This window comes from Exiguobacterium sp. K1 (assembly GCF_033721435.1).
Classification (GTDB): domain Bacteria; phylum Bacillota; class Bacilli; order Exiguobacteriales; family Exiguobacteriaceae; genus Exiguobacterium_A; species Exiguobacterium_A artemiae.
In genome coordinates, this window is the sequence record NZ_JAOTIT010000007.1 from 117,445 (window position 1) to 133,647 (window position 16,203).

Genomic DNA, 16,203 nt, shown 5'->3' on the forward strand with positions numbered 1-16,203 from the left:
GGGTTGCCCCCACCTCAAACGTTAATGTAAACGGTTTAGTTTTGCAAGCGTTCGCGGAGAACCATCGGTAAGATTCCGCCGTGACGGTAGTAATCGATATCGACTTCTGAATCAAAACGAGCAATCGCTTCGAACTTCGTGACTTTTCCGTCTGCAGCTGTCGCTGTGACTTCAACAATATCACGCGGACGAACCGACTCGTCGATTGCGATGCTGATTGCTTCTTCACCTGTTAAGCCAAGTGATTCAGCCGATGTGCCGGCCGCGTATTGAAGCGGCAGAACACCCATCATGACGAGGTTAGAACGGTGAATCCGCTCAAAGCTCTCGGCGATGACGGCTTTGACGCCAAGAAGGTTTGTCCCTTTCGCTGCCCAGTCACGTGATGAACCCATTCCGTAATCTTTACCGGCAAGGATGACAAGACCTGTGCCATCTTCTTTGTACTTCATCGCAGCATCGTACATTGCCATCGTTTCGCCTGTCGGCCAGTACGTCGTGAAGCCGCCTTCAGTACCCGGAGCAACCTGGTTACGGATCCGGATGTTCGCGAATGTTCCGCGCATCATGATTTCGTGGTTACCACGGCGTGAACCGTATGAGTTGAAGTCTTTTGGTGCGACACCTTTGCTGACGAGGTATTGTCCGGCTGGTGTCGTTTTCGAGAATGAACCGGCTGGTGAGATGTGGTCTGTCGTGACAGAATCCGCAAACTTACCGAAGACACGGAGATCGTTTAATGCTTCGACATGACCGGCTTCTTTCGCCAAGTTCTCGAAGAACGGCGGGTTTTGGATGTATGTCGACTCTTCGTCGAAGTCATACTGATCGCCTGTCGGTACGTCAAGGTTGTTCCAGCGTTCGTTTCCTGTGAAGACCGAATCGTACTCGGCACGGAAGCTTTCTGGTGTGACGACCGTGTTGATGATCGTTTGAATCTCGTCACGTGACGGCCAGATGTCGGCGAAGAAGACTTCTTGTCCGTCTTTGCCTGTTCCGAGTGACGCGTTCATGATGTCGACGTCAACTGTTCCGGCAATCGCATAAGCAACGACGAGTGGCGGTGATGCCAAGTAGTTGGCTTTGACGAGCGGGTGAACCCGTCCTTCGAAGTTCCGGTTTCCTGAGAGGACAGACGAGACGAGCAGGTCTGATCCGAGAATCGCGTTTTCGACGGCAAGGTCAAGCGGACCCGAGTTTCCGATACATGTCGTACAGCCGTAACCGACAGTGTTGAAGCCGAGTTGATCGAGGTACGGTTGCAGACCTGATTTCTCCAGGTAGTCCGTAACAACTTTTGATCCCGGTGCAAGAGATGTCTTGACGTATTTCGGAACCGTCAATCCGAGGTCGATCGCTTTTTTCGCAACGAGTCCGGCACCGATCATAACGTACGGGTTCGACGTATTCGTACAGCTCGTGATCGCAGCGATGGCGAGGTCTCCCGTACGCATCTCAACTGCTTCGTCTTTGAATTGAACGACCGCGACTTTGTTTGCTTCGTCTTCCGCAAGACCAAAGCCGGCGTTTCCTTGTGGTGCCGTCAATGCTTTTTGGAACGACGTGTGGACGTCTGTCAAATCAATCCGGTCTTGTGGACGTTTTGGTCCGGCAAGAGCAGGAACGATTGTCGACAGATCAAGTTCAACCGTCTTCGTGAATGTTGGATCTTCGTTTTGCGGCGTGTAGAACAAGCCGTTTGCTTTTGAGTAGTTCTCAACTTTTTCGATCAAGTCTTCGTCACGGCCTGTCAGACGAAGGTACGTCAACGTTTCCGTATCCACCGGGAAGAATCCGCATGTCGCACCGTATTCAGGCGCCATGTTGGCGATTGTCGCGCGGTCAGACAATGACATCAAGTGAAGGGATGGTCCGAAGAACTCAACGAATTTACCGACGACGTTTTGCTGACGCAACATTTCTGTTACGCGAAGGGCAACGTCTGTCGCTGTTGTTCCAGGATGCATTTCACCTGTGATGCGGACACCGATGACTTCAGGAACCGGGAAGAATGACGGTTGTCCGAGCATTCCTGCTTCTGCTTCGATTCCACCGACACCCCAACCAAGGACACCAAGTCCATTGATCATCGTTGTGTGAGAATCCGTTCCGACGAGTGTATCCGGGTAGACATCAACCGAACCGTCTGCTGTTTCTTTTTCAAGAACGACAGATGCCAAGTACTCAAGGTTAACTTGGTGGACGATTCCTGTTGCAGGCGGTACAGCACGGTAGTTATCGAATGCTGTTGTTGCCCAGCGTAACAATTTGTAACGTTCTTCGTTCCGTTCGAACTCAAGATCCATGTTTTCAGCGAGTGCACCGGCAAATCCGTAAGAATCGACTTGAACCGAGTGGTCAACGACGAGATCAACCGGAACTTCCGGGTTGATGACTGATGGATCTCCACCGAGGTCCTGCATCGCTTTACGGAGTGACGCGAGATCGACGACCGTCGGAACGCCCGTGAAATCCTGTAAGATGACGCGTGACGGCTTGAACGGCACATCGATATCATTCGATACTTGGGCAGTTCCCCATTTCGCCAAGTTTTCGACATGCTCTTGTGTAATCGAACGACCGTCTTGTTGACGAAGGACGGATTCAAGCAGCACACGGATTGAATACGGAAGACGTTTGACTTCCGTCAGACCGAGTTCTTCCAATTTTTCAATGCTGTAATAGTTGTAATTTTTACCGTTTGCTTCAAACGAACGGCGTGCACCAAACACGTCTTGCGATGGTTGCGTTTGCTTCATGCTGATTCCCCCTTTAAGTGTTGACGACATCAAGCCCCTGATACCGCTTACTTGTACAGCTCTATCATAGTATAATATGAGCCCCGTTACAATTTGAAAGAACAAAAGACCTTCAATAAGTTTTACTTATCATCTAATTGAGAAGCTATATCAATCATATGCTTATGACGACACGCGCTTTCTAGTTTTTAATGGTTCTGTTACGGGTACAGATAAATTGTAGAACGACATCAGAACTTTCTGGAGGCGGAAATTATGGCACAATATAAAAATAATGAGGCAACGCACGTCGTCACGACGATTATTTTCAACGATTTGGAAAAAGCCAAAACCGGTTTTGAGATGATCAAGGATCTCGAAGCGATCAAAGAGATTGAAATGGAACAGATGGTGCTTGCTGAACGCAATGAGACGGACGGCTTCTCGTTCATCGATGCAATCGACTTCACGCAACAGGATCAATCGTTTAAAGGTTCGTTGATCGGAATGGCGGTCGGCGTTGTCGGCGGACCATTCGGCATGCTCGTCGGCTCCGTCGCCGGATACCTGATCGGGGCAAACCGGGACGAAAAAAACGAACGCGATTCGTTTGATCTGTTTAACCGGACGCTCAACCAGATCAATCCCGACCACTACGGTGTCATCATCATCAGCGAAGTCAACGAGGACTCGGAAGCAATCAATGCGCTGGCAGCTGAACTCGGGGCGACCGTGCGCCGGACCGGTGAAACGTTTACGGATGAGACGGTTTAATTGAAAAAAGATTGTTGCTTCGTCCCCGTTGTTTCGGGGACTTTTTTAATGTCGATAGTTGCAGATACTTATTCGTGTTGAGACTAGGACATAACTCAGCTTTATTGACGACGTCACCCATGTAAATCGAGTCATTTACACCTGTTCCACTATGTCCGGCTTTAATGACAAACGCTCGTCCTAAAGCGACACCAATCCCCGACGATGTTGACTTCCTTACAGGTTTTAAGGCTGTTGATGATAGCAACCATTTCACTGATATATGCACGGGATAGACGGACTAATATCCTCGGATGTCGTTTTTGTGTTTTAATTAAGTCGGAAGACCCACGTAAATCAATGAACAGTGATGCACATTGGACGTACTTCCCATTTTTAAATTTTAAGTTTTTTAGTTGCATGATATCATCCGCTTCCTCATAGCTGGTTGAAGTATTTAGGATTTCATCGATACGTTCCAAATTACGCTTAAAATTGAAACTCTGGTGTTTTCACATTTTTCATGAATCGATTATTTTTACTCCGGATTCTGTTTTGACCAGATTCTAAATGTTCTACGATTGAAGTTTCCTGTATAAACGATCCTGTATTTAGGATGAGATACCGGCTTCAAAAAGTTTTGAAAGGTCTTTTTATCTTCTTTATTCGCATAAACGTCCCCGATTGCTTCATAAACGTCTGAAGTGACACAAATTGGTTCATTAAAATGCTTATATGCTAGTCCACACATTTTAGATGCTTGATTCACGACATTCCCGATATAAACCAAGTCATAAATACCGCTATTTATGAGACCTACCTTTACAACCAATGCCCGCCCTAGCGCTATGCCAATTCCGACTTCCAACTTCTGAAAATTTCCTCCGAACTTTTTTTCCAACTCACCATTTAAAATCTTCATCAACCCATTACACATTGAGGCGGCTCGAAGTGCTTCGATGACCGGTTCCTCTTCGCCTCGGTTTCCTGCAAACATAGCCGATATACCATCGCCTACAATATTGATTTCTTGACAGCTTTTAAAACTGTTGACGATAGCAACCATCTCACTGATATATGCTTGATAAATACGAGCTAACGCTTTTGGATTGTCCGTATAAGTTTTATTCAATTGAGATGACCCTCTTAAATCAATAAACATAGACGCACATTGAACATAAGTCCCTTTCTCAGAGGTTAAATGATGCCTTTCAGGAATGTCATCAGATTCATAGTAATCTCGATAGGTGCTAAGATGTTCTCGAATACGTTTCATACTATCTTCAAATTGGAATGGCTGATGATTTGTTCGCATTGACGTCGCCTCACTTTTTTATTGATATTATAAAACAAGATAAAACGAAGTCGTGACACAGACTTCGTTTTTGTGATTATTTGTTTTCTTCCGCCCAGTCATGAAAGGCTATTCGATGAAAATTACCTACATACAACGCTCCATGCTTGCTATGGTTTTGGAGTGTCAAGAAATCTTGAAACGTAGAATTGGTGTCGTAATTTGCAATATACTTATCTGCACTATTGTAAACCGATTCCGTTACACAAATCGGATGCAATGGGTATTCTTTGTATGCGAGTCCACACATCTTAGACGCTTTATTGACGACGTCACCCATGTAAATCAAGTCATTTATTCCAGTTCCACTATGTCCTGCTTTAATGACAAGTGCTCGTCCTAAAGCGACACCAATCCCCGCTTTCACGGGTTTGAATTCTGCTCCCCATTTCTTCTTGAAATGGACGTTTAGCACCTCCATCATCCCGTTGCACATAGAAGCGGCTCGAAGTGCTTCGATGACCGGCTTTTCATCTCCCTGGTCACCGGCAAACATAGCGGAGACACAATCGCCAATAATGTTGACTTCCTTACAGGTTTTAAAGCTATTGACAATAGCTACCATTTCGCTGATATATGCTCGATAGAGACGAGCTAAGGTCTTAGGATGTCGCTTCTGTGTTTTAATTAAGTCGGAAGACCCCCGTAAATCAACGAACAGTGATGCACATTGTACATACTTCCCACTTGTAAACGTTAGACTTTCTTTTTTTGGAATATCGTCCGCTTCCTCATAATTCGCCGGATCATAGAGACTTTCTTTAATACGCTTTAAACTCCGTTCGAAATCGAATGCCTGATTGTTTCCTCGCATGTATCATTCCTCCACTTCCATTTTTAAATATAATCACTAAAAAATATTGAACCTTTTCCAATCAAGCTTTCAAATCCAATATTTTTCAAGACATTTCTAATGCGAATCAGCTCACCTATATCCGGGTTCCGATTTTCGACATGGTAAGTAGCGGCTTCAAGATATTCTCGCTCTCCACCCAAACTCTTGATAATCGGAACAGAATTTTCTGGTAAGGGTACAGAGTAGGAAGGTAAGGTTTCTGTCAGTTGTCTCGTTAATATTTTGAAGGCAAATCTGGACTCACCTTTTTTATGCAAATACATGACTAATTTCCAAACCATCAAATCGTATTGGACTGTTTCTTGCTTTTTCCCAATTTTTCTTCCCAAATCTTGAACATATTTTAGTTCCTTTAAAAAAACATCTAATTCAAGGTTATCAATACGTTCTTGTAAAGAACTGACTGATAAATCATACGTCACTTTGTTAATATTATCTTCCAAAATTCTAGTTTGGGTTTGCTTTTGATTTTCCAATTCGACTTCTTTCCTTTTAATATCTTTTTCACGCTCATATAACTCTCGTATTTTATTTCCTAATTGTTGTTCTTTTCTCGAAATAATGTTTTCACGTCGAATAACCTGCTCAAAGTTTCCTAATAAATCACCTAGTTTTGTTTCCACTCCTTGAACAATATCTGTGACGATTTGACCAGCATCCATCGCACCGGCTTCAGGAGACAAAGCGGATGAAGTGACCGACATGCTCTCTTTCACTGGTTCTTCAAGCAATTCATCCAAATAAAAGGCACTCACCCCGTATCCTTCAAAGACACTGTCTCCTTTTAGGCGATATGTTTTTTCCCAAATCGATTTATCATTTGATGTCTTCTTAAAAGACTGGGGTAGTTTGTCGTAAAAACGTTTTGTGACAAAAATTTCGTTAGCTTCCGCTAAATCAGTATGCTTGCTTGCGACATTGGCGGTCTTCCCTGTCCATACCAAGTCTCTCGAATCTTCTCCCTGATGTTTCATTCCGATTGAGGTTGTCAAAATACGCCCGGTATCAAGTCCTATCCCGCAACCAATTTCCTTGCCATTAATATTTGTGCGACAGATAGGATTGAAAAGATGCTCTACAACCGTCAAAATCGATTGTGCTGTATGCATCGCTTTCTTGACTGAGCTTTCGTCTTTATCGTCAACAAATACGCCCATGACCCGATCTCCTGCAATTTGTCGCACTCGACCACCACTTTCGTTAATGCACATCGACATCCCCCGAGCAAACGCCCGATAGATTTTAGCCATGTTCTTCGCTTGTGTCTTATCCGATAGTTTGGTCGAACTCCGTATATCCACGAATAAAATGGTACAATTTGTGATGATAAGTCCTTTATTTTTATCCGGCAAGTCTTGAGAAGTCGGAACCGTATCTCCCGTGAAATCTTCGACTTCCATTTCTGTCGAAAAGATGTGCTCAATTCTTGTTTCGATTTCCTTGTATTTCGCCTTGCTAATCATCGGCATGAATTGCCCCCGCTTTCTCTGAATGAATGTTCTAAGTATAATTCGTATAGGAAAATATCGCCAAGGAAAAATCCTATTCCACCTACATTCTTCCTTGTGTTTCCAAATCAAAAGACTTATAAAAGAAATAGCTACTACCTAAAGAAATGGAGGAGAGACAATGGCTGAAACACCGAACAATCACAATCAGGAGTCAGATGTACCGGTAGATTCGATGATTTCCCAAACGGAGCCGTCCACAACTCAAACTTTAGAACCAAAAACATCCTCACCATTAGACAATGACCAAAAAAAACAGGAAGCAATCAGAACGCTTGAACGTATCAATTTTTGGATAGGCAATTGTGACACAAAAATTTCATTTGCCTTAGCATTTTCCGGCATTCTGATTGGTGCTTTTTTTGCCAGTAGTATTATTAATGGTTCACTATCCAAATTAGTAGATGGATTATTTAATCTCAGCAGTATGGCTCGGTTAGGTGACACACAAATGCCACTCATAATCATTACCGTTGTTGTCTTAGCTTTTTTTGTTTTATTTATGATTCGAAGTATTTACAATCTGTTTTTGGGTATTAAAGGCGACATCAACGCATCGAACTATCGACAACCAGGTCTAATAACCAATTCAAATCTATTTTTCGGAACTATTGATAAACGTTCCTTTAATGAATTTAAGAACTCTTTTGAAGCCCAAACTTCGGAACAAGTATTGGACGATTTTTTGTCCCAAATCTACATCAATTCCAAAAGGTGTCAACAAAAGTTCTCCTTATATAACAAAGGGGTTACTTATCTAATCTATTCGACCGTCATTTTCATCTTACTTAATATCCTGTTCCTATTTATAAAATAAAGTCGAACTCTTTTAGGGTTCTCAAATTGTAGACACCCCCTCATTTCGTGTTTGAAATGAGGGGGTGTCTTGTATATCATCTTGAATTGTCAACACTAAACTAGACAATTTTCTTAATGGGTGATTGCTTGTAGCGAACGTATGAAGGGTATCCTCAATCAGACGATTGTTGAACTCTCTTCCTCGATCCGTGTGAAACATCCGGATACGACGCAAATCGTGAGGAATGGAAACGAACGCACGATGGACCAGTTGCGCATGTTTTCGCTTGTCCATACTATGCCCGATGATTTCTCGGTTAAAGAGATCAACAAATACACATACATAATGCCATTTTGACGGACCTTGATGTATGTCAAGTCACTGACGACAACGGATAGCTTTTCTCCTTGCTCAAACGTGTGATTTAATTCATTGGCTTCCATCGACTCGTTGCATGCTTCTTTTTAGGCTTGAATTGCGCCAGCGTATACGTAGAGACAAGGCCTTGTTCTTTCATGATGCGTCCGATTCGACGATGAGAGAAACATTTCTCTTGTTTTTGGAGTTCAATCTTAATTTTACGCGTGCCATAGTTCTCTCGGCTGCGTCGAAAAATTTCACAGATGGCTTCCGTCACATCGTCGACCGATGGTCATTGTCTAACTTCATAATAAAACGTACTTTTGGATAATTGGAGGACGCTGCACATTGCTGATACCTAGTATTTATGTCGATTATTCTTGATCACATTTACTTTCATCCTATGATCAGCGCGGCTTGCTTTAAAACATCATTCTCCATCTCCAGTTGTTGGACATGCTTCCGAAGCACACGTAGCTTACGCGCTTCATCCGACAAATTATCTTCTTCCTTAAAGGATCCGGTCGTCTTACTTTGGTTGATCCAGCGATTAAATGTCGAAGGCGTCAATTCATATTCCCGAATGATATCGGCGCGTGATTTTCCATTCAAATGAAGCTTAACCATCTGTTGTCTGAGTGAATCGCTAAAAATTCGTCGTTCCTGTTTATTCATGAAGGTGATTCTCCACTGCTGTTCATAATTTTCCTAAGTCTAATTGTCCTTAAGGTTTATGTCCAACTAACTGTAGACCATCCATGTTTGATTAAATAATTTAAATGACCTTATCAGTGCCACGACGTATAGGTAATTGCATGTGATCACCACTTTCAAACCAATTCTGTTCAGGAAAATTCAACATCACCTACGATAACCATTGGTAAATTGATACAATATTATCATATGTACTCAAAGGAGAATGAGCTCAGATATGTCAAATAAAAATTATACCTATTTGATAGAGGAAATCGAAAAGCTGAAATTTCACAATCGTACGTTATTGACTTTACTCGGAAATCTACATCCGAATGCAATGGAAGATACGACGATACATGAAGCGGTCATCCTGTTTGATCTCTCAAAAAATGACTTACGTGAGTTAAAAGACTTGATCATGAATTATGACCAAAACCGCTTTGCTTTTGAACAAAAAGCACTGATGATTAATCCCGTTCTCAGCAAAGACAACTTACTTTTTCTAGTAAACTCTTTTGTTAACTCAGAGATGCTTACTACTGTCGGAAATAAAATCTTATCTGATTACGAAGTGAACACGAAATAACGTAAATCCATAAAAAGAGACAGACTACGAAATGAGGACTTACTTTTCTATGAGACTATTACCTCCAAAACCCTTTTATTATGAAGGTGGAAAAAAAGCTATTCTGCTCTTACATTCCTTCACCAGCAATCCGAATGATATGAAAAAGCTTGGAAGTTATTTGCAGCAAAATCAGTACTCCTGCTACGCCCCGACACTCAGTGGACACGGTTTACCGGCAGAAGAACTTCTGAACTACGGACCAGCCGACTGGTGGCAGGATGCCCTCAACGGTTACCAACTGTTGAAAGACAAAGGGTTCGAACATATAGCAGTCGTCGGTCTTTCTCTTGGCGGTGTACTTGCCTTAAAAATGGGACAGGAGTCAAAGGTAAACGGTGTAGTCACCATGTCCGTACCCATGTATAAGGAAGCAGTCGTTCTAAGAGAACCAATATTTTATTATGGCCGGCGGTATAAACAACTCGAAGGAAAAGAGGAGCAGCAGATTGCCTCTGAAATGGCTGAACTGGATCACCTCCCTTTTGAATCGCTGACCGACTTCGAACAACTCATTAACCGGACAAGGGACAACTTAGCATCCGTAGTCTCTCCTGTTTGCGTCATGTATGGAAAAATGGATGACCCCTCGTACAAGACGAGTGCCGAGAAGATTTTACAAAGCGTAACTTCGGATCAAAAAACGATTAAAGGATTTGCGCATTCGAAACATTTAATGACGTTAGGGAAAGACATGAACGAAATCAACCAAGACATTCTTACTTTTTTAAATGAACTGAAATGGTGAAGTATTCCCCCATCCTAAAGGCAACCCGTACGATACGGGCTGTCTCTTTTTATATTACTGTATGGATTTCGGTTCCTATAATCAGAAACCAATCAAAACAATTGACGCCGTAAAAAACAGATGGTATATTTATCTCGAATTAAAGATATATGAATTGAAGATAAAAAGAGGTGAACGAAATGGAACAGCCGAATCCGAACTTAAAAGCACTGACAGTCATGGTTCGCGCAGTCGACGCGCTTCATGAAGTCATCAAACAGGATGTTGCGAAGTCCGGACTAAATCCGACTGATTTTTCCGTACTCGAGTTGTTGTATCACAAAGGAAGGCAACCGATTCAGCTGATTGGGAAAAAAGTATTGATTACCAGCGGCAGCATCACCTATGTCATCGATAAGCTCGAAAAAAAGAACTACGTCGTCCGCCAAGCCTGTCCGGAGGATCGGCGCGTGACATTTGCGGAACTCACCACAGAAGGTCAAACGTTAATGGATACGATTTTTCCGGAACATGAACAAGCCATTAATCAGGTTTTCCAAGGGATTGACCAGGCGGAAATTGAATTGTTCATTAAGACTGCTAAAAAAATAGGCTACCAAGCCCAAAATCATTAAATTTTTTTACCTATATATCTCGAATTCGAGATAATAACGATTAAGGGAGCGATTTAGATGAATGAATTAAAAGGAATCCACCACGTCACGGCCATCACAAGCAGTGCCGAGAAAAACTATGAGTTCTTCACAAACGTCTTAGGCATGCGTTTGGTCAAGAAAACTGTTAACCAGGACGATATTCAGACCTATCATTTATTCTTTGCTGACGATAAAGGATCAGCCGGTACCGATATGACGTTCTTCGACTTCCCGGGCATTCCAAAAGGAACACACGGAACAAATGAAATCTTTAAAACCGCTTTCCGCGTGCCGACGGACGAAGCACTCCACTACTGGATCAAACGGTTTGATAAATACGGCGTGCAACATCGCGGCATCAAAGAACAGTTCGGTAAGAAGACCCTCTCCTTTGTTGATTTCGATGACCAGCAGTACATGCTGATTTCAGACGAGCATAACGAAGGCATTGCCTCCGGAACGCCGTGGCAAAACGGTCCGGTACCATTAGAATTCGCCATCACCGGCTTGGGTCCAATCCACATCCGGATTGCCGAATTTGACCGGTTAAAAGAAGTCTTAGAAAAAGCGATGCTGATGCGAGAAATTGATCAAGCAGGATCACTGCATTTGTTTGAAATGGGTCAAGGCGGTAACGGAGCACAGGTCATCGTCGAACATAACCTCCTCCTTCCGAGCGGACGTCAAGGGTTCGGTACCGTTCACCACGTGGCTTTCCGGGTCGAAGATACGGCTGCTTTAAATGAATGGATCAGCCGCATGCAAGACTTACAATTCAACACATCCGGCTACGTCGACCGTTTCTTCTTCGAATCATTGTATGCACGTGTGGCGCGAGGCGTCCTGTTCGAATGGGCAACAGATGGTCCCGGTTTCATGGGCGATGAGCCGTACGAAACGGTCGGAGAAAAATTATCATTACCACCGTTCCTCGAATCGCAACGTCAACAAATCGAACAAATGGTCCGCCCGATCGATACCGTCCGCAGCACACGCAAGATCGAAAAAGAATATTTATGATCCGGAGGGATTAAATTGAGTATGTTCAAGAATTTATTTGGTTCGAAGAAAACACCACAACAAGAGGAGGAAACGAACATGACAAAGTTAAACATTGGAATCATTTTGGGATCAACACGTGAAGGCCGTTTAAGCCCACAGGTCGGGAACTGGGTCAAAGAACTGGCGGACAAACGCGGAGACGCCAACTATACGATCATTGACATCGCCGATTACAAATTACCGTTGCTCGGTGAAAAAGACGGCGATGCATCCGGTGCAGCTGCCTGGTCTGAAGCGATTGCCGCTCAGGATGGATTTGTGTTCATCACACAGGAATACAACCATTCGATTGCCGCGTCCTTAAAAAATGCTCTCGATTACCTTCGTGTTGAGTGGAATAAAAAAGCAGCCGGTATCGTCTCGTATGGTTCAGTCGGCGGTGCCCGGGCAGCAGAACATTTACGCGGGATTTTAGGCGAATTGTTGATTGCAGACGTCCGCGTCCACCCTGCCCTCTCGCTGTTCACGGACTTCGAGAATGGAGCGGTGTTAAGAGCAGCACCCGTTCAAGCAGATTCTGTCAACCAAATGCTCGATCAAGTCATCCCTTGGGCCGGCGCTTTAAAAACAATCCGCTGATTATTCCATTCCCCTTTGAAGAATATTTGAATACAGGCAAAAAAACGAGAGAACTCCTTCATTCGGGAGTTCTCTCATTTTTCATTTATTGTCTTCCTTCCACGTATCAACATACGAAACGACGTACTCTTTTTTCGTTCGACTGTACTTCGTCTCGAAGTAATACAGAACATTCTCTTTCTGATTCAAGACAGAATAAGAATACGTCTTGTACGCCTTCGGAAAAACAGGCTGTTTTTTACCGGTTTGTTTTCCGACTTTTGAATAGTCGATATACGCAATGGCCTTGTGTTTTCCGATTCCTGTTCCCGTCAGCACCGCATCCACCTGTTTTTTCGTCATGCCTTTTTTAATTTTTTGATTATTGTAGACACGTTTGGAATTCACAACGGATGAATCAAACCAGTGTTTTTCGACGAGTTTTAACTGCTTACTGTGTTCTTTTGATTTAAATACGAGAAACATGCGGACGGTTTGAAACGTCACTTCATCCGGATTGTCCGATTCGTTTGGTACCTTTGGATTCGGATACAAATAAAACTCATACTTCAAATAGTTTAGCTTCCCATTCTTATCATACGTATTGGAATCGTATACCTCTCCGCTGCATAAAAGATTAACTTTCACCTCATCTTCTGAGCGGTTACACAGATGTTTTTTATAGTTCTTGCCATACATGACTTTCGCAACACTGGTCATCGAGGCATTCATTTTTAACTTTTTAAAGGTGTCATGTTGTGATTCCTTTTTCGTTTTCGCCTCGGCTTCCTTCGGCAGAAAACCTGTCAGCACCAGACCTAACGATACGGATAACACAATCAATACTTTAACTATGTTTCTCAAGTTAAAAACCTCCTTCACTTTGGTATGCACATCTCTCGCTTATTGCTTCACACTGATAAAAAAGTCCATGAACGTAACAAGTAACCCAACAAATGATACTGTCATTCCAATTTTAATACCCAACACGTCATTTAATCCCATTGGACTAAAGCCAATCATCAGCGCGATGCCAAACAAAATAATGCTGATTCCCATCAAAATTAATTTCACGTTACTCCATTCCTCTCAAGCTGATTCATAATGCTTTCTGTTCAAAAGTATTGGTTAATTACGAATTAAATTATTGAATTGAACAATGTGACTGCCCTTTTTCGCGTAGTATTCAATCATTTCCGGCAGTTTCTTTTTGTCATAACTTGTGATGCCGTCTGTGATCACCGTCACGTCATACTCCAGTTTACGTAAATTAAAGCAGGTCGATTTGACACAAGCTGTCGCATCGCCGCCGGTCAGATAAAAGTCGTTTATGTCATGTTGCTCTATAAACGCCGCGAATGCTTCACTCGTTAAGGCGTTCCCCTTATATTTCGTGAAAATGTGATCCGACACGATCTTTAAATCAGGTGCCAACTCGGCACCGCGTGTTCCGGTCTTAAACGTTCTGGTTCCGGCCGATAAATTCTCGTGCCGGATGTAGACTACATGCATGTCCTGTTCAACCGCCCAATCGATTGACTGATTGATCGTCCCGATGACTTCTTTGTAGTTTTTTGTCATGTCATTTTGAATATCAATGACGACTAAGGCTTTCTTTTGCATGTAAACTCCTCCTGAATTAATGAACGGATTTTTAGTTTTGATGATATTTTGCTTCCGATTCGGATCGAATGACGTACACTTGAAGTAAGAAACAAACTAAAGGAGACATGCCGCGTGAAAGAAAAATACTATTTTGACGTCTTTCCTGAACTGACGAGCGAACGGCTCCTGTTAAGGGAAATCCGGTTAAGCGAAGCGAACCAAATGATTGAGATTACGGCCTACGATGGTCAACAGGCAGAAAACAGTCACGACGTCGTCCGGATTTTGAGTCAAATTGCTCTTGATTACTTCAATGGAGACGGCATCACGTGGGGACTCTATTTAAAGTCGACCGGCGAATTCATCGGCAACTGCTGTTTTTGCAGAGGCTACCAAAACAACATCGCCGAGATTGGTTATGTACTCAAAGCCGACTTCCGGGGTCACGGCTACATGACGGAAGCTGTTAGGACGGTTACCCGCTTTGGACTGCAGGACATGAAAGTCAAACAGGTTTGTGCCTATACCGCACCTGATAACCGTGCCTCGCAGTCCGTTCTCTTGACAGCCGGGTTCACGACAGGTAGTTGCAATCAAGACAGCCACCAGTTCATCTGTCAGTGAGCAGGACGCCGGACTTCCACCCATTATTTTGCTTTAAAATTATAGAGCGGCTTAATGACTTGGAGTAACTCGACCGTGTCCTCTGTATTCCGGATGATTTCCTCCATCGGTTTGTAGACGAACGGCGACTCATCGCGTGTCGATTCGACGACCGAACTCGACCAGACCTCCTGCATCGTCTCTTCAAATTCCTTCAAGTCCACTGATTTAAAGGCTTTCGAGCGGGACATGATCCGCCCTGCCCCGTGTGGCGCGGAATAGTTCCAATCCGGATTGCCTTTTCCTTTGACAATCAATGAACCGTCCCGCATGTTCATCGGAATGATGGCGACTTCACCCGCCTGTGCGGAAATCGCCCCTTTCCGGAGAATCATCTGCTCGAGATCGATATAGTTGTGAATCGTATCGAATTGATTGGTCGCTGACCAACCCATTGCTTCCAGGATGACCTCCGTCATCGCTTGACGGTTCAGCGCCGCGTACTTTTGAGCGATTTTTAAGTCATGCAGGTAGTTGTCCATATCGGAACCGGACACGTACGCCAAATCTTTATTTGTTTCATTGAATTGACTCTTCAGCTCGACCAACGTTGTTTGAATGTCCTGTTCCCGTCCCTGATCTTTCAATGAGGCGACGATCGCCTCCGTATCGACGGTGAATTGTGAGTTTTCCGCCAGCTTTTGATAATGTTCGGCAATCGTTTTTCCGAGGTTCCGGCTGCCGGAATGAATGACGAGATACAGATTGTCTTCCTCGTCCGTATTCAGCTCGATGAAGTGGTTTCCTCCGCCTAACGTGCCGATCGATAACCGGGCCCGCGTTTCGTTAAACGGTGCCAATACTTGATCAAACGGAATCTGTTCCGACAAGCGGTGCGGCTGATTGCGGACGGACATGCCGCTCGGAACCAGTTCCTGAATCGCAGCATCCAACTTCTCATACTCAACGCCGGCTGTTCCTTCACGGTTGATTTGTGTACATAACATGCCGCAGCCAATGTCGACACCAACGAGATTCGGAACCACTTTATCGTGAATCCGCATCGTCGTGCCGATGACCGAGCCCTTGCCGGCGTGACAATCGGGCATGATGCGGACATTGCCGCCGACAGCAATGTTTTCGTTCAGCATCCCCGTCACCTGCTCAATCGTCATGTCATCGACATTGTGTGTAAAAATCTTCGCTTCGCCGAATTTTCCGCGAATCGTCTTCATTTCATCGTCCCCCTTACTTCCTGTCTCTTGTTCAAGTATCCTATAAAATCCCTTTTTTAACAATTCGT

Annotated in this window: 18 protein-coding genes; 8 read left to right on the top strand and 10 right to left on the bottom strand. The window is 43.8% G+C overall.

Annotated features, from left to right (window positions below):
• Nucleotides 1-35 precede the first annotated feature (35 nt).
• Nucleotides 36-2,759 carry an aconitate hydratase AcnA gene (acnA, locus tag N7U64_RS13705; RefSeq protein ID WP_318930200.1) on the bottom strand — a complete coding sequence of 908 codons (2,724 nt, stop codon included), beginning with the start codon at nt 2,757-2,759 and terminating at the stop codon, nt 36-38.
• 255 nt (nt 2,760-3,014) lie between these two features.
• Between acnA and N7U64_RS13710 the strand changes: the two genes are divergently transcribed.
• Nucleotides 3,015-3,512, top strand: a complete 498-nt coding sequence (locus N7U64_RS13710; RefSeq protein WP_318930202.1) for a hypothetical protein — start codon at nt 3,015-3,017, stop codon at nt 3,510-3,512.
• Nucleotides 3,513-4,029: 517 nt separating this feature from the next.
• Here the strand turns inward: N7U64_RS13710 and N7U64_RS13715 are convergent.
• The 3 genes from N7U64_RS13715 to N7U64_RS13725 form a co-directional block, all read right to left on the bottom strand.
• Complete coding sequence (locus tag N7U64_RS13715) at nt 4,030-4,806, bottom strand: adenylate/guanylate cyclase domain-containing protein (protein WP_318930203.1); 777 nt, start codon at nt 4,804-4,806, stop codon at nt 4,030-4,032.
• A 76-nt stretch (nt 4,807-4,882) separates the two neighbouring features.
• A complete protein-coding gene (locus N7U64_RS13720; protein ID WP_318930205.1) occupies nt 4,883-5,659 on the bottom strand; it encodes an adenylate/guanylate cyclase domain-containing protein in 777 nt (258 codons plus the stop codon).
• Nucleotides 5,660-5,682: 23 nt separating this feature from the next.
• Nucleotides 5,683-7,170, bottom strand: a complete 1,488-nt coding sequence (locus N7U64_RS13725) for an adenylate/guanylate cyclase domain-containing protein (protein WP_318930207.1) — start codon at nt 7,168-7,170, stop codon at nt 5,683-5,685.
• Nucleotides 7,171-7,330: 160 nt separating this feature from the next.
• Between N7U64_RS13725 and N7U64_RS13730 the strand changes: the two genes are divergently transcribed.
• A complete protein-coding gene (locus N7U64_RS13730; protein ID WP_318930209.1) occupies nt 7,331-8,026 on the top strand; it encodes a hypothetical protein in 696 nt (231 codons plus the stop codon).
• A 21-nt stretch (nt 8,027-8,047) separates the two neighbouring features.
• Here the strand turns inward: N7U64_RS13730 and N7U64_RS15420 are convergent, their stop codons facing one another.
• From N7U64_RS15420 to N7U64_RS13735, 3 genes are all read right to left on the bottom strand, one after another.
• Complete coding sequence (locus N7U64_RS15420) at nt 8,048-8,380, bottom strand: DDE-type integrase/transposase/recombinase (protein ID WP_413230441.1); 333 nt, start codon at nt 8,378-8,380, stop codon at nt 8,048-8,050.
• Nucleotides 8,381-8,432: 52 nt separating this feature from the next.
• On the bottom strand, nt 8,433-8,645 hold the full coding sequence (locus tag N7U64_RS15425; protein WP_413230439.1) for an IS3 family transposase: 213 nt from the start codon (nt 8,643-8,645) through the stop codon (nt 8,433-8,435).
• Nucleotides 8,646-8,764: 119 nt separating this feature from the next.
• The gene (locus N7U64_RS13735) at nt 8,765-9,043 is read right to left on the bottom strand and encodes a transposase (protein ID WP_318930211.1); all 279 of its coding nucleotides are present in this window, start codon (nt 9,041-9,043) and stop codon (nt 8,765-8,767) included.
• A 256-nt stretch (nt 9,044-9,299) separates the two neighbouring features.
• On the opposite strand from N7U64_RS13735, the gene N7U64_RS13740 reads away from it, so the two are divergent.
• The 5 genes from N7U64_RS13740 (at nt 9,300) to N7U64_RS13760 (ending at nt 12,713) form a co-directional block, all read left to right on the top strand.
• Entirely contained in the window at nt 9,300-9,650 is a 351-nt protein-coding gene (locus N7U64_RS13740) for a hypothetical protein (RefSeq protein WP_318930212.1), read from the top strand.
• 31 nt (nt 9,651-9,681) lie between these two features.
• The gene (locus tag N7U64_RS13745) at nt 9,682-10,437 is read left to right on the top strand and encodes an alpha/beta hydrolase (RefSeq protein WP_318930214.1); all 756 of its coding nucleotides are present in this window, start codon (nt 9,682-9,684) and stop codon (nt 10,435-10,437) included.
• A gap of 179 nt (nt 10,438-10,616) precedes the next feature.
• Nucleotides 10,617-11,051, top strand: coding sequence for a MarR family transcriptional regulator (locus N7U64_RS13750; protein WP_318930215.1), 435 nt, complete (start codon nt 10,617-10,619; stop codon nt 11,049-11,051).
• Between the two features lie 57 nt (nt 11,052-11,108).
• The gene (locus tag N7U64_RS13755) at nt 11,109-12,092 is read left to right on the top strand and encodes a ring-cleaving dioxygenase (RefSeq protein ID WP_318930217.1); all 984 of its coding nucleotides are present in this window, start codon (nt 11,109-11,111) and stop codon (nt 12,090-12,092) included.
• A gap of 78 nt (nt 12,093-12,170) precedes the next feature.
• On the top strand, nt 12,171-12,713 hold the full coding sequence (locus N7U64_RS13760) for an NADPH-dependent FMN reductase (protein WP_318930219.1): 543 nt from the start codon (nt 12,171-12,173) through the stop codon (nt 12,711-12,713).
• 81 nt (nt 12,714-12,794) lie between these two features.
• On the opposite strand, the gene N7U64_RS13765 is transcribed toward N7U64_RS13760, so the two are convergent.
• Together N7U64_RS13765 and N7U64_RS13770 are read right to left on the bottom strand one after the other, a co-directional pair.
• Nucleotides 12,795-13,556: a hypothetical protein gene (locus N7U64_RS13765; protein ID WP_318930220.1), complete on the bottom strand. Its 762-nt coding sequence runs from the start codon at nt 13,554-13,556 to the stop codon at nt 12,795-12,797.
• Nucleotides 13,557-13,820: 264 nt separating this feature from the next.
• Nucleotides 13,821-14,315 (bottom strand): isochorismatase family cysteine hydrolase, encoded by a 495-nt coding sequence (locus N7U64_RS13770; protein ID WP_318930221.1) that lies wholly within the window; start codon nt 14,313-14,315, stop codon nt 13,821-13,823.
• 114 nt (nt 14,316-14,429) lie between these two features.
• On the opposite strand from N7U64_RS13770, the gene N7U64_RS13775 reads away from it, so the two are divergent.
• Entirely contained in the window at nt 14,430-14,921 is a 492-nt protein-coding gene (locus N7U64_RS13775) for a GNAT family N-acetyltransferase (RefSeq protein ID WP_318930222.1), read from the top strand.
• Nucleotides 14,922-14,944: 23 nt separating this feature from the next.
• On the opposite strand, the gene N7U64_RS13780 is transcribed toward N7U64_RS13775, so the two are convergent.
• On the bottom strand, nt 14,945-16,135 hold the full coding sequence (locus tag N7U64_RS13780; protein WP_318930223.1) for an RtcB family protein: 1,191 nt from the start codon (nt 16,133-16,135) through the stop codon (nt 14,945-14,947).
• Nucleotides 16,136-16,203: the final 68 nt, after the last annotated feature.